Annotated in this window: 13 protein-coding genes; 6 read left to right on the top strand and 7 right to left on the bottom strand. The window is 34.6% G+C overall.

What is annotated here, in order from left to right; genetic code table 11:
- Positions 1–258 precede the first annotated feature (258 nt).
- The gene (locus B5D30_RS03420; RefSeq protein ID WP_078806644.1) at positions 259–1248 is read left to right on the top strand and encodes a hypothetical protein; all 990 of its coding nucleotides are present in this window, start codon (positions 259–261) and stop codon (positions 1246–1248) included.
- Positions 1249–1290: 42 nt separating this feature from the next.
- Here B5D30_RS03420 and B5D30_RS03415 read toward each other — a convergent pair whose 3' ends face one another.
- Positions 1291–1737, bottom strand: a complete 447-nt coding sequence (locus B5D30_RS03415; protein ID WP_078806643.1) for an NUDIX hydrolase — start codon at positions 1735–1737, stop codon at positions 1291–1293.
- A 784-nt stretch (positions 1738–2521) separates the two neighbouring features.
- Here B5D30_RS03415 and B5D30_RS03410 point away from each other — a divergent pair.
- Entirely contained in the window at positions 2522–3382 is an 861-nt protein-coding gene (locus B5D30_RS03410; RefSeq protein WP_078806642.1) for an Rgg/GadR/MutR family transcriptional regulator, read from the top strand.
- A gap of 80 nt (positions 3383–3462) precedes the next feature.
- On the opposite strand, the gene B5D30_RS03405 is transcribed toward B5D30_RS03410, so the two are convergent.
- The 6 genes from B5D30_RS03405 to B5D30_RS03380 form a co-directional block, all read right to left on the bottom strand.
- Positions 3463–3969, bottom strand: a complete 507-nt coding sequence (locus B5D30_RS03405) for a hypothetical protein (protein ID WP_078806641.1) — start codon at positions 3967–3969, stop codon at positions 3463–3465.
- A gap of 316 nt (positions 3970–4285) precedes the next feature.
- Positions 4286–4795, bottom strand: coding sequence for a hypothetical protein (locus tag B5D30_RS03400; protein ID WP_144399471.1), 510 nt, complete (start codon positions 4793–4795; stop codon positions 4286–4288).
- Positions 4796–4905: 110 nt separating this feature from the next.
- Positions 4906–5427 (bottom strand): hypothetical protein, encoded by a 522-nt coding sequence (locus tag B5D30_RS03395; RefSeq protein WP_078806639.1) that lies wholly within the window; start codon positions 5425–5427, stop codon positions 4906–4908.
- A gap of 12 nt (positions 5428–5439) precedes the next feature.
- Positions 5440–6420, bottom strand: a complete 981-nt coding sequence (locus B5D30_RS03390) for a hypothetical protein (RefSeq protein ID WP_200806705.1) — start codon at positions 6418–6420, stop codon at positions 5440–5442.
- 292 nt (positions 6421–6712) lie between these two features.
- Positions 6713–7414, bottom strand: a complete 702-nt coding sequence (nagB, locus tag B5D30_RS03385) for a glucosamine-6-phosphate deaminase (RefSeq protein WP_078806638.1) — start codon at positions 7412–7414, stop codon at positions 6713–6715.
- Between the two features lie 161 nt (positions 7415–7575).
- Positions 7576–10155 carry a YfhO family protein gene (locus tag B5D30_RS03380; RefSeq protein WP_078806637.1) on the bottom strand — a complete coding sequence of 860 codons (2580 nt, stop codon included), beginning with the start codon at positions 10153–10155 and terminating at the stop codon, positions 7576–7578.
- Positions 10156–10305: 150 nt separating this feature from the next.
- On the opposite strand from B5D30_RS03380, the gene B5D30_RS03375 reads away from it, so the two are divergent.
- From B5D30_RS03375 to B5D30_RS03360, 4 genes are all read left to right on the top strand, one after another.
- Entirely contained in the window at positions 10306–11103 is a 798-nt protein-coding gene (locus B5D30_RS03375) for a hypothetical protein (protein ID WP_078806636.1), read from the top strand.
- Between the two features lie 69 nt (positions 11104–11172).
- Complete coding sequence (locus B5D30_RS03370) at positions 11173–11958, top strand: biotin--[acetyl-CoA-carboxylase] ligase (protein WP_159443186.1); 786 nt, start codon at positions 11173–11175, stop codon at positions 11956–11958.
- A gap of 3 nt (positions 11959–11961) precedes the next feature.
- Entirely contained in the window at positions 11962–12603 is a 642-nt protein-coding gene (gene pcp, locus B5D30_RS03365; RefSeq protein ID WP_078806634.1) for a pyroglutamyl-peptidase I, read from the top strand.
- 461 nt (positions 12604–13064) lie between these two features.
- A partial coding sequence (locus tag B5D30_RS03360) for a CHAP domain-containing protein (RefSeq protein ID WP_144399470.1) occupies positions 13065–14127 on the top strand: 1063 nt, incomplete at its 3' end.

Here is a 14127-nt window from a genome sequence, read left to right as displayed (position 1 = left end):
ATGTTGCAGACTTCTAACCGCACTTTCTCGCTGTTAATTTTTTCCGATATAAAAAAGACCATACACTTTTATTTTATCAGAAAATTCACGAAAAAATAAGCCTTTTTACAAAACTTTTGAGAAAAAATGACAGGCTTTGTTAGATTTTAGCCTTATAAAGATAGAATCGTTTTTTGATTGCTAGTACATCAACGATTTTCCCTTGTTGTGTTATAATTTAGTAAGAATAAGATTTTTTAGAGTTTTAGAGGTGAAAAAATGCGTGAACAACATCAAAACGTTCATTTGAATAGAATTATTTGGATTGCAGGAATTGCGATTGTGGCACTTCTTGTGCTAGTTCCTACCTTTCTTCTTTTACAATCAAATAAAGGAACGCTCGGGAAAGACAATAATAACGCTACGGCTCTGCAATTAACGACCAATACAAGCAATTCTCTTGTCAGCGGAACTGGCTGGTTGATACAAGTGAGCGAAAAATTGGCAAACGATATTACGCTGAATGACGCAAGAGACCTTTTGAGTCAAGCAATGAAGAAAGCGGAAGAAATCCTTAGTCAGACCAAACTAAAAGACGATTTACGCAAATCTTTAACAGAAAAATTAACACTTTTGCAAAATGAGTGGGATAAAATGGATTTCCAAAAAACTCAGCAATCGACAGATGAGCTAAGCAAAGTGATTACCGAGGCAATGGCTTTTCTCAAGGAAAACGAGGAACGTGAAAAACTCTTTGAAACAACTCGCAAATTAATCGAAGAGGCAAATCCTTTGATTGCCAATGAATTTATTCGTGTGGAAGATAAGGTCAAATTAACCTCAATGGTGACAGACGCAAACAATATGATACAAAAAAATGAGTTGAAACCAACCGAAGTAGAAAAAAGCAATACAGAGTTGAGCAAGCTCGTTACACTCGTCAAAGAATACATCACTCAAAAAGAAAAAGAGAAGAAAGAGAGCGATACAAAACAAACGCTCTTAATTCAAACGCAGTCTCTAATCGCAGACGCTAAACGTTTGGGACAAAATAATGAGCTGACGGATGACGAAATCAAAAAATTAACCGAAACACTGAACAACGCTGAGCGTATCGCTCGTGAGGCAAATGCTAAAAATGAAGACATTGAAAAATTCAACAAGGAATTTTCACAGCTTTTAGACCAAATCAAAGCAAGTGTCGCAAAACGTGAAAAAGAAAAACAGACCACTACAAGTTCTTCAACGACAAATTCTACACCAAGATAAAAAATACCAGAGGCAAGCGAATGTGCTTATCTCTGGTTTTTACTATTTTCCATGTCGCTTTTTCCACTCCAATACGCCCCATTTGTGACTGCCACGCTTTAATTTTTCAATTGCGACATCTACTGGAAACCATACGGGAATGCTTTTTTTCTCCGTTCGTTCACCTACGCTTTCCCAACTAATCACATCATAAATATACGCTGGGTTGTAAAAATAAGTATCACGATTGCGAGAATAAAAATATTCATCTGCCTGCCCGAAATACTCACCAATTACAGCAGTAAACCCAAGTTCCTCAAGCAATTCACGATGAATTGCATCCTCGTGCGTTTCATTCGCCTCAATCTCGCCACCCGGTAAAAAATATGCACCATTCGGTGCTTGCACTAAAACAATTTCGCTTTCTTCCTTGCGACTAATGACAACGTGTACGCCGTTTCTTTGAGTATAAGTAATATCCTCTTTTTTCTCTCCAAAAGATTGTATCATTTCTCTCCTCTTTCTAGCTACGAAGCACTGTGGCTCACTATCTTTTTGTTTTTTTCTGATATTTTAGATATAGTTTACTCTTTTTTTTCCTTTGTAACAAGCAAAATCATGTTATGATATATCTTAGTTCTCCGCAATTCAAAAAAAGTCATGTTTCACATAAAAAAGAACGACTTATGACAAAACAAACTCGTCGTTTCCCTTCTATTATTTTCAAAAACTTTTAACTTTTTCAAAAAAGATTCTCTTTCCCAAAGCATATTTTTTTGATTTTATATAATTTTAGTGTATTATAATAAGCGTAGTAGGATAACTACTACCCAACCAACTCCTTTGTTCACTTCTCCAAAGTGAACAATCCAAAACTTTTTCATTAACTCCTAAATAGAGGGTGCGAAAGCACTCTCTATTGCGTTTTGAAGAATATTTCTCTATTTCTATAAGAAAATGTTTGAATTTAAAGTTTCGTGTGCTTTTTATTATAAGGGCGGTGGTGAGAGTTTGTGATTGAGCAAAATCACCCCGCACAAATTTCCATGCGAGATGATTCACCTTTTATTCTTATCAAGTAATAATTCCTCACTTTTTGAACTTCCCTTTATTTAACAAAACCTCTAAAATAAAACCAAAAAATCCATTTTCCCCAGTTACACACCTGATTTCTCCTTTCTAAACGCCTAAAAATATGCTATTATAATAAATGAGATAAAATAAAAAAATGTTAACTTTTCTTATAAAACAAACTTTTTTCATCTATTTTTAATTTTTTTTGAGAGGGATAAGTATGCACTGGAACTATGGAAAAATCTACCGAAAAATCAGAAAAGCAAAAGGAATTTCTCAACAAGCCGTTTGTAAAGACATCATCAGCCGTGTAACATTATCACATTTTGAAAACGGAAAACATGACCCAAATTATGTTACTATGCAACATATATTAAGACAGATTGATATGTCTTTTGATGAATTTGAGTTTATCTGTAACATGTATTTATCAGAAGAAAGAGAAAATATTATCAAAGACTTGCATTCTTCCTTTTCATCTGCAAACATTGAACATTTAAAAGAAATAAAAAAACGTTGTGAAAACTATCTTAAAGTAAACGAAGATATTGCAATTGAGGAAATCAATGGAATTGTCTCCTCTTGGCTTCATTTAATAGAAAATAATTTGCAAGAAATTGACGAGAAGTCAAAGGAATTCGTTCACTTCATTTGGCAACGTTTATCAAAAATGGATACATGGTATTCCAGAGAAATTAGTTTGATAAATTCCATTCTATTTCTTTTTCCTATTGAAACAACCGTTGAATTATTCCCAAGATTGATGAAAACTTTAGACAGATATGACGGTTTTTATGAAATTGAAACGAAAAAGGCAACAATTCTCGTCAATGTGTCTACTATTTTTTTAACGCACCACTATTTTAATGAGTTTAAAATTGCGGCAGAGCAGGCTTATCATTTAGCCAAAAAAATAAAACGGGTTGATTTACTCGCTATTGCCTCTGTTCGTTTCGGAATGTGTACCAATGACAAAGAAAAAATAAAAAAAGGACTAGAACTGTTAAAATGGGCTGATGAAGAAATCCTATTGTTAGAGGCTAAAAAAGAAATCGAGCTTTACTCAAGCCTACTAAATTAAGGCTACCTCTAAAAGTTTATTAAGTAATAATAGACAAAGATACTTAAAAAACTCACTTCTAAGTATCTTTGTCTATTCATTTAATTTTCTTGTAAACCAAGCTTAATTTCTTTTTTTATTTTCTTCATTTCTGGATTGCTAATTGTAATAGCATCACTTGTTTGAATCGAAACTTCTAAAGAAATGTTGCCTCTTTCATTTTTCCCTAGCTCATTTACTTCCATCCCATTCACGTTTGTCATGGTTACACCTGAAACGTCAATTTTCTCATTTCCTTGAGAAATTGAAAATAGTGATAGATAATCTTCTTTTGACATTTTATTTTTTCCACTGCTTACTTTCGCATTTAACTTCAAGGTAAACTTATTGTTTTCTTTCGTAAATGTCGTATCGTCAAAATCTATGAGCGTGTTGTTATTTTTTATAAAAAATAGATTTGGGTTATCTTTGTTCATAAGCAACCAATTATCTGGTGCTTCACTATTTGCTTTATTTTCAGCATATAAAAACCATGCTACAAACGCCATTGAGCCAATCGAACAAAAGACAAAAACACCTTTGGCAATGGTTAGTAATTTCTTTTTCATGCGTTAATCCTTTCAAATCAATCAAATTTATTAATTGGCAGTTTGTCTTGAAGGACATCCATATGGGTACCTACAAAACCGCACGCCTTGATTTTCTTTCAGTTTTTCCAAAAAAGTAGGTGGCAACTGCGAAGTTTCTAATGCAAGAACGCAAGTCCTACAACTGAAACAAAACCTATAAACAATTTTTTCGCCAGAATACTTCTCGTTTTTCTTACATATAAGAAAATTATATCTATGTGTAGATAAAATAAACGTTTAGAGCAGTCTTTTCATCTTTTTATGAAAAGGAAAAACTAATTCTTACTTCAACTCACTATTTCACACCAAAACCATATAAAATTTTATCCTTCGGCAAATAAGCAAAATGTTGTTGAATAAATTCTTTATCAAAACTTACCTCACCTGAGACAAGAAACCCGTATGAAAGATAGGTTGTTGTCACCGTGTAGCTAGCACAATAAACAAACTCACAATTTTTAGGATCCTCTAAATATTTTTTATCACGGAGTTTTTCTCCATTAAACAATTTACCTTTTTCTTCCACCCATTTTTTCCAATTTTCATAATCAGTCTTTGTTGTAACGGATTTGCTAAAATCACTCGGATAAAATTCAATGCCCCAGCTACTTCCGTGAGTATTTTTTACTACAATCATTTCTTTTTCAGGGATATTGCCTGTTTCAATAAAATAATTGGTTAACTTTTTATCATTTTGTATTCTTCCAACAAAATCACTGCCATAATAAATAGCTGCAAACAAAGCGATAATTAAAAGAATTGTCAGCGGGATACTTAGGATAATTAGGAATAGTTTCTTTTTCATTTCACACGCAACTTTCAATAATTTACTTTTTCCTAGCGTTCATATAACACTCCCCTCTTGACAAACCTTACCTTAAAAAAGCAAGATTGGTCAAGAGGTGCCAGTACATTCTATTTTTTTGGCTGGCTAGCTTTCCATTTTTCATAAATGTCAGCTGGAGGAAAATAAGCGAAATGTTCCTTGATAAATTCTTCATCACTCGTACTATTACCACCCCAATTAAAATGAAGGGTTACTTCTTTTGAAGAAGTATCTTTTGAGCTAATGCTTAAGTTATAAACAATTTCGCAATTTTTGCTATCCTCGAGATAGTTTTTATTTGGCAAATTCTCTCCGTTTAATAATTTTCCTTCTTGTTGAACAATTGTTTTCCAACTCTCGTAGTCTTTTTGAGTTGTAATATTTTTTACTACTGAAAAATCCCAACTCAAAAAACTCTCAGAAAGAAATTTTTGATCTGTTTTGGTTATGTCAATTACTTCCTCCTTTGGAATTTTCCATTCTTCCAAAAAAAGATTCAATTCCGTTTCTGCTTTATTGTTCACTGATGAACTTCTTAATTGATAAATCACACCAAATAGGATTAAAGCAAGAATTGGGATAGCGACAATAGTTATGATTGTTTTTTTCATTTTAGCCTACTTTCAATAAGTACCAATTTTATCTATTTTATATGCCCCGTCAAATACATATGGTAATTCAGCAGGTAAAACAAAAGGCATGTCCGTTGACCAACCTGTCATTAATGGAGCAGTTCCACTACCATAGTAAAATGCATCATACACCATTTTAGAACAATAGCTAGGATTGGTCTTTAAAATACCAGAAGTTAATTTATATTCTATATGACGATCTTTTGGGTAAGAACCTTTCGAGTTCCAAAAAGTTCTATCCGCATAATCGGCACATTTTTGAGCCATTTTCGTATCACGAAGACGCCAAATTTGTGTCCAGCCCTTTATATGTTCAGCGGAAGTAACTCCTTGTTCGGTTCCACCCATCATCCAATTTTCAGAATTAAATTGGTGGTTATTGTCAGGAATCCCTTTACCTAACCAAGTATTTAAGCTATCTAAATAATTTTTACCTTTTCCACCACTCATTTCTAATATAAATCCATTCGTTGTAGCGATTGCTGCATGACCTAAGCCACCTTGAACAACGAGAATATCACCTTTTCTTAAATCACGTTTAAAAGCATTAGCATTCTCTCTATATCCACGTTTCAACCTTAATCTTTGCTTTTCTTCCTCTGAATGCCCCTCTCCGTTTGGAAAAGCTCCATAATTCATTTTTTGAGCGAAGTATTCATTATAACTTAGTCCTTGAGCAATCGTATCTTTTACTTCTTCATACGAAATTTTTCCGCTTTCATAATTTTCAACAAAGATATTAAAGGGGTACTGACTTTCATTAATTCTCCCTTCAGTTATCCCTTTGTTATAAAGCTCTTTTAACTCCTCTTGACTTAATTGGTTCGTATCAACCTGTTTATTTTCTGCTACTTGGCTAATTTGTTCTTGTTCAGCTTGAGCAGTAGAAATAGCATACGGTGTAACGATCGCACTCATACTAGCAAAACTAACCAGACCTAATGCGATTTTTTTCATTGTTTTTTTTGACATAATATTTTCCTCCTCTATTATGCTTTTACGTTTTCCCATTTTGATGTTTCTTTATGAGTAACTCAAAAAACTAGCGAATTAATCTCAAGCGGAGTTTTTAGAGGTGCCCATATTCAATGACTTTTTGAAATAATTTTGCTAGCACTTATTTCAAAACTATAATAACATATAATTATATCTAAAAAACGATAAAATAAAAAATGTTAAATTTTCTTACATATAAGAAAATTTCATATATGTATAGACAAAAAAATCGCTTAGAGTCGTCTAAACGATTTTTTTGTTTTCAATTTTATAATTTACTCGCAGCCTCTTCATCTACAATTACTACAACATTTTCATGTTTTTGTAGGATAGATGCTGGCATTTCTTCTGTAATTTCGCCATTTACCATTGCTTTTACAGCGTCAGCTTTTGCCTCACCCCATGCCATTAAGATGATTTCTTTTGCAGTAAAAATTGAGTGAATCCCCATTGAAACTGCTTTTGTTGGCACGTCTTCTACTTTGTCAAAGAAACGTTTGTTGGCGTTAATTGTTGACTCTGTTAAGTCTACGATATGTGTTGTTGAGTCAAATGGAGTTGCTGGCTCGTTGAAACCGATATGCCCATTTTGACCTAGACCTAGAATTTGAATATCAATTGGATGTGTGCTGATAATTTCATCATAGTGACGTGCTTCAGCTTCTAAATCACTTGCTTTACCGTTTGGCACAAAACTTTCTTTGAATGGTTTTGCATCAAAAAGATGTTGACGCATAAATGTGCGGTAGCTTTGCTCGTCATCTTCGTTCAATCCTACATATTCATCAAGATTGATTGAAATCATTTCAGAAAAATCAAGGTCTGATTTGCGAATTTCTGCGTATAGTTCTTCTGGTGTAGAACCTGTTGCAAGTCCTAATACTTTTGCACCGTTCGCAATTCCTTCTTTAATCATTTCAAATGCTTTTAAACTACCTTCGTGCTTGTCTTTAACGCGAATAATTTGCATGGTTGTTACTCCTTCTCATTTGGTATAGACCAATTATAACATGAAGAAAACAAAATTGCACGTAAATTTTCTTGATTTTTTGATGTTTTTTCGTTTTTTTCTACCCAAAAAAAGCATGAAACCAACAAATTCAATGTTAATTTATTGGTTTCACACTTTTCTTACCTTAGGTTCAATTTCTTCCGTCTATCCGTAAATTCTAAAATCAACAGACTAACAAACGCAAAACCGGTGATACCGACACCAAGTAAGAAACTTTTTGGCAAGTAGCGGAAACTTACGGAATGTTCCCCTTTTGACAATTTGATACCGACAAACGCTCCATTTAGCACAGGAATTACTTTGGCAGGTTTGCCGTCAAGTTGTGCCAGCCATTCGCTATCATAAGGAATGGAGGTGAACAAAACACCGTCTTTTTCCGCACGAACGTTGCCAGAGAAAAAATTGTCTTTAGCGATATATTTCGCTTTGTAACTTCCTTTTGCAAGGGTTTCAGAGACTTGCGAAGATTTTGCCGCAGGCATTAGGCGAATAGCAGAGTAAATATCCTCTGTTTTTTTCAATCCCATTACTTCAATCGTGTACTCTTTATCGGTTTTTGCCGTTCCTAGACGAATGAGTGCAGAGTGATTGACGTTGATTCTTGGAGCAATTTTTTCATCATTTACCCACACTTCTAACTCCTCAAATCGTTCATCTGGCAAATAGAGATAAAGTTGTCCTAGTTCTTTGACTGAAAATGTCCATGACTCCATTCCTTTTTGTTTTAGTTCGACAGGCTCAAAGAGTGTGAAATTTTCATCATTCATTGCGATTTTCGCAAGTTTTTCTTGATTTTCGTACGGTTTTTCACTTTCCAATTTCAAATCGAGTAAATCATCATCAAAGAAGTAGCCGACTGCCGAGTCTGCTGCTTGATTTTTGTAGGCATAGTAGTTATTTCGCTGAGCAACAGGTTCTGTATTCCCCCAGCGACTTTCAGTAAAAACATATTCAATATCGAGCAAATAGCTCGTAAATGGTGTTAAACCAACATCTGAGATTCTTCGCTCATTTCGGCTAAACAGCCCTAGTTTTTTCAACGTTTTACGCAAATTATTGTTCAGCGTTGACGAGTAGTTGGGAATGGAATAGTAATGACTAGAAAGTGCTTGGTTGTAGCCATTGTCAATTCCGTAGACTTCGTTATTGATACGGTAAAAATCATCATCTCGTGTGTGCAAAATATCACTTAATTCTGTCGTTAAATAATTCAGCTCACGTTCTTTTTGCGTAAAAACAACCGCATCGCCAAACGGTGTCGCTCTCATCATCTGGAAAAAATTCAAATTCACATCCACCAGCAAAAGCATAAGCAAAGCAAACAAGCTATATTTACTCCGTTTTTGCATGAAAATCATCACATATCCCAAAAGGAAGATAAGCGAAAGAGCAAGCAAGTGGAAATTGAGCGTAAACGACCTGTAATAATCCTGCGTTTCAATCGGCAAAGCCTCGTAATCTAGTGATTTGCTTAATCCGTACATAGACAAATAGCCAATCGCAAGGAGACTTGCCAAAATAACACCTGTTCGCACAACTTGTTTTTTCGTCACTTCTTCTCGCCGCACCCATGCATCATAGGCAAACACAAGTAACACAAAACTTAGCATAAAGCTATTGCGATAAGGAAATCCTGCTGTTTCTTGGAACATATGCCAAACGGCATTGAAACTTTGAACGAAGAAACTCAAGAATAATGCTAAAATCAAACCGATTCGCAAAAACAGTTCCTTTTTCGACATTTTCAGCTGAAAGAGGAGAAAAACTAAAAACAATGTCAAAAGTCCTACATAAAATGAAGGCAAATGCTCTAGTCTAGTCGTGTAATCGGTATTATCAAACCCTAACTGCATGAAAAATTCCGTGCTAAATTTTGGATAAGGAGCGTAAGTGTCAAGTTGAAACTCACCTTTCCCTGTCTTAATCATTCCCACTAGAGCAGGAACTAAAATAAAGGACGACAGCACTCCGCCAAAAATTGAATACTTCAAAAAGCAAAGTCGACTTGGCTGACGTGTGATGAGATATTCCTTTATCGAATGAATTTCCGTCTGCTTTAGCGAATAATACACGTAGTAGCACACTGAAAATAGACAGGTCATATAACCCAAATAATAATTGGTAACAATCGTACAAAAGAGCATGAACATATAAAATTTCCCATGTCCTTTGTCAATCAAGCGTTCAATTCCTAGCACTACTAACGGGAAGAAAATCAAGCCGTCAAGCCACATGATATTCGTTGCGTAAATGCCAACAAATCCCGAAAGAGCATAGGCAAGTGAAAAAAATACTTGACTAAGTTCTGCTTTCTCGTGAGATTTGCGAAGATAGGTAAACATCATAATACTCATGCACGAAATTTTGAGCATTAGCACAATACTCACCATTGTATCCAAGTTCCAAGAATCCACGAGTAAAAACAAGAGATTAAAAGGACTCATCAAATAGTACGCTGTAAGTGGCAAAAAATTATCTCCCATACCTACTGAAAAGGAATAAATCCAACTTTCCTTGCCAGAAAAAATCTCTTTTAGGTAAGAGAAAAACGGCGTGTACTGCGTGCCTAAGTCACTAATCATCAAATTCTTTTGCCCAAAAGGTGTAATTTGCAAAATCGAAAACAATATTGTCAAGCAAAAAAGTGGCAAAAGAAAGCTCAAAACATTCAAACCAATTGTTCGTTTATTTAGTTTCATTTTATTTCCTTTCACTATCTGGAGTGGTTACTTTCTATTATAGCAGAGATTCGCTTAGGTTGGATTTATGAGATGTGATTCTTTGAGATTTGAATAGTGCCGTTATGGTATAATAAAAGAAAAAAATACAAAACTTATAAGGAGCTGCTAATGAGCGAAGACAAAAAACTTGAAATTAGTATACCTGGGGAATGGGCATTAAAAAAACTATTAGGGCCGACATCTGAAAAAATTGGGAATGATTTAGCAACTTTGTATACTGCTGTAGTTACAAAGATTACTACTGTTGCTAAAAGAAAAACGGATAATATTAATGATGGGAAAACTGCCAATCTTAGAGTTGTAAGAGATATCTTTTGGAATGGTGGATTTTCGGATGATGATATTTGTGCAGAATATTTTGGCGGAATTTTAGCTTCCTCGCGTTCTGAGGACGGTAAGGATGATTCTGGGATATATTATACCGATATAATTAAATCTTTATCATCTAAACAGCTTCTGTTTCACTATATGATATATAATTCGTTAAACAAAGAATTTTTAGCACATAATACTGAAATTAATGTTGCAAAAGGATCAGAACTTGAAAAAAAACAGATATACTTCTTTGGAACAGAATTATATCAACTGGGAATTAATGTTCCTATTGATGCTTTTGCCTTAAACTCCAAAGATCTAATATCTAACTTTTCATTTCAAAATGAGAAAGCATATGATATTTCAGGCAAAGAAATAGAGGTCTATTTAGGATACATTGGTCCTTCCCCCTTAGGAATTCAACTCTATTCTATAATAAATAATTCACTAGATAATTGGATTAATTTTCCTAATACATCATTTGGGGATTTTCCCGATATCCCTTTAGTGGAGCATTATAGTATGAGTAAAAAAGAATTGCTCAATAAGGCTAATCTTAATGATGTGAAATTAGTAGAAGAGCAAAAATGACTAAGTGCTGTTATGTTTACAATCACTATCAGTAAAGATACTCTAAATCCAATAAAGGCAGGACATATTATGAATTATCCCCCTATAAATAAAGAAGAAATACAAAAAAATCTAGCAAGCACTTCACCTGTGAAAAACATTGTCGTGCTAGAAACGACAGAGTCCACAATGAATGATGCTCGGAAGTTGAATGATGAAATTACTCTTGTTGTCGCAGAGGAACAGCGGGCAACGCATGGGCGATTTAATCGTGCTTATTTTGCAGATAACAATGGTGGCGGAATTTATATGACGCTCTCTCTTGCTCCGCACAAACGATTTGAGGAATTGCCACAATATACAATTTTAGCTGCTGTTGCTGTGAGAGGTGCAATCGAAAAACTGACGGGCATTTCAACAGACATCAAGTGGGTTAACGATATTTACTTGAACGAAAAGAAATTTTGTGGCATTTTGACCGAGGCAATCAGCAATCCAGCCACTCAAACGCTTGATCGCATTTTAATTGGCATTGGTCTGAATTTTGCTATTCAGCAATTTCCAGAAGAAATTCAACATAAAGCAACTTCTCTTTTTATGAAAAAAACACCCAACATTACAAGAAATGAGCTAATCGCAGAGATTTGGAATCAATTTTTCAAATGGGAGGCGAAAGATTTTCTCGCAGAGTATCGCAAACATTCCTTTGTACTAGGAAAATTGGTCAGCTTTGAGCAAGCTGGAAAGGTGTTGAGCGGTGTTGCGGAGGACATTACGGAAACGGGTGAATTAGTGGTGAATGTTGCTGGAGAGTTACACACTTTATACAGTGGTGAAATTTCTTTAAAAAGTATTGAAAATAAGAAATTGAGGTAAGCGATGAAAGTTTTAATTACAGGATTTGACCCTTTTGGGACGGAAGTCATCAATCCGTCATTTGAGGCGGTGAAGCATTTGCCAAAAAAAATTGCCAATGCTGAAATAATAAAACTGGAGTTGCCAACCGTTTTTCAAAAAAGTAGCGAAATTTTGAAGAAAGAAATACAAATTCATCACCCTGAAATTGTCATTTGTGTCGGGCAAGCAGGTGGGCGAGCGAGTATTTCACTGGAGCGTGTGGCGATAAATCTAGCCGAGGCACGTATTCCTGACAACGAAGGCAATCAGCCAGTCGATAAAAAAATCGAAATTGCAGGGGAAACTGCTTATTTTACCAATTTGCCAATCAAAGCAATGATGAAAAATATTCAACAGCACTCTCTTCCTGCCGAAATTTCCTATACTGCTGGAACATTTGTATGCAATGACATTTTTTATCGCCTGATGTACCTGATAAATAATGACTATCCAAAAATAAAAGGGGGATTTATTCACGTGCCATTTTCACACGAGCAAGTAAACGGACGAGAAAATCTTCCTTCCATGTCATTGGACGACATTACACGTTCACTTTTTTATGCGATTGAAAGTGCGGTGACGGTGAAAGTGGATATTTTGGAGAATGTAGGGGTTACGCATTAGAGAATGGGAAACAGCAACTTCGTTTGAGAATGGGGTTGTTGTTTTTGTTGGTGTGTTGATTCTGATTCAACTCTAAAATATTATCAAAACCATATTTTCAATGTTCCATCAAAATACTTTTTCATAGTATAGCTCAAAAAAAAAACTATATAAACCCTTGTGTTCCTCTTAAAAACAAGAATTTCTCGTTCTCTCTATAATATTTTTATCCTACTCATTAACTATATACCTTTATATCTAACTTGACAGAAAAATCACCCAATCTTTTGTTTGCGACTCAAAACTGTTCTTTAACGACAAAATGCTGTTTCTATCTTGAAGTAGTTCTATAATGACTTCAAAAGAACCAAATTTTTTCTGCTTAAGTCTATGAAAGGAGAAGAGAACTTAAAACATTTGAAACAGAAAAAAATACGTTCTTTAAAAAAACAAAAATATTGAAACAAAGGAGAGAAAAAACAATGAAAAAATGTTTAATTTTAGCATTAGGGTGTAGCGTTCTTCTCTTAGGGGGAAAAGTAGAGGCAGAAACAAAAAATCAAACAGCAGTTGACACTAAGTTAGAAATGAAAAAAGTAATTCCTTCAAATAAAAAAAGTGAAAATATTGATGATGTATTGCAAAAGATGTTTTCACAATTACCAGAGAAGGAAATTTCATCCAACAAATTAGAGGTTTCTCCTCGAACAACTCGTGGAAAAACACAAAAAGATGCGATTAATTGGTTAAACGATTCAGTTGGAAAAATGTATGGAAATGGACAATGTGTTTTCCTAGCTAAAGAATATATTCGTTGGCTTTCAGGAGCCGAAGTTGATGGACATGGAAAAGAGTATATCAACAAGATCCCTTCTGGATGGAAACGAATTTATAATACCGCTGATTTTATTCCACAAGCTGGAGATATTATGGTGTGGGATGGTAATCAATATGGGCATGTAGCAGTTGCCGCTGAAGGATCCACAATAAACAAGTATAATGCTTATCATCAAAATTATAATGCTGATAATAAAGGTAGTGCCGTACAAAAATGGAATAATCAACCTTATAATCCTCAAGGACTTCGTTTTGTTGGTGTGGTTCGACCAGATTGGACTGTACCAAAAATTACAAACGGAATGTTTGTAAAATCACCTACTCGTCATGAAGTGTACTATATTAGCGAAGGAAGAAGATTTTATGTTCCTACTTGGCAAAGTGTTGGTGGACAGAAAAAAGTAGAGACTTTTAGTCAAGCAGAAATAGATAGAATACCTAATGGAATTGCAAATGTTCCTGACGGAGCATTTATTCAGGAATGGAGTGATGGCACGGTCTATATGTTGCAAAAAGGAGTGAAAATTCCTCTATCTAATTGGAAATTAGTCGGTGGTTCTCATTCCTATACAAAAGTACCTGATGGAACTTTGAAAAATTTAAAACAAGGAGTGGAAAACTTACCTGATGGAACTCTTGTAAGGGAGTGGGATGTTAATAGAGTTTATATGTTACAAAAAGGAGTTAAAATCTATCTTACTGATTGGA

The sequence above is a fragment of the Pilibacter termitis genome (assembly GCF_900167335.1).
GTDB lineage: Bacteria > Bacillota > Bacilli > Lactobacillales > Streptococcaceae > Pilibacter > Pilibacter termitis.
This window is presented reverse-complemented; position numbering and strand designations above follow the sequence as displayed.

Bases quoted from the DNA above. Each gene is read 5' to 3' on its own strand.
- B5D30_RS03420 (WP_078806644.1), top strand. From the start codon at position 259: ATGCGTGAACAACATCAAAACGTTCATTTGAATAGAATTATTTGGATT.
- B5D30_RS03415 (WP_078806643.1), bottom strand. From the start codon at position 1,737: ATGATACAATCTTTTGGAGAGAAAAAAGAGGATATTACTTATACTCAA.
- B5D30_RS03410 (WP_078806642.1), top strand. From the start codon at position 2,522: ATGCACTGGAACTATGGAAAAATCTACCGAAAAATCAGAAAAGCAAAA.
- B5D30_RS03405 (WP_078806641.1), bottom strand. From the start codon at position 3,969: ATGAAAAAGAAATTACTAACCATTGCCAAAGGTGTTTTTGTCTTTTGT.
- B5D30_RS03400 (WP_144399471.1), bottom strand. From the start codon at position 4,795: ATGAAAAAGAAACTATTCCTAATTATCCTAAGTATCCCGCTGACAATT.
- B5D30_RS03395 (WP_078806639.1), bottom strand. From the start codon at position 5,427: ATGAAAAAAACAATCATAACTATTGTCGCTATCCCAATTCTTGCTTTA.
- B5D30_RS03390 (WP_200806705.1), bottom strand. From the start codon at position 6,420: ATGTCAAAAAAAACAATGAAAAAAATCGCATTAGGTCTGGTTAGTTTT.
- nagB (WP_078806638.1), bottom strand. From the start codon at position 7,414: ATGCAAATTATTCGCGTTAAAGACAAGCACGAAGGTAGTTTAAAAGCA.
- B5D30_RS03380 (WP_078806637.1), bottom strand. From the start codon at position 10,155: ATGAAACTAAATAAACGAACAATTGGTTTGAATGTTTTGAGCTTTCTT.
- B5D30_RS03375 (WP_078806636.1), top strand. From the start codon at position 10,306: ATGAGCGAAGACAAAAAACTTGAAATTAGTATACCTGGGGAATGGGCA.
- B5D30_RS03370 (WP_159443186.1), top strand. From the start codon at position 11,173: ATGAATTATCCCCCTATAAATAAAGAAGAAATACAAAAAAATCTAGCA.
- pcp (WP_078806634.1), top strand. From the start codon at position 11,962: ATGAAAGTTTTAATTACAGGATTTGACCCTTTTGGGACGGAAGTCATC.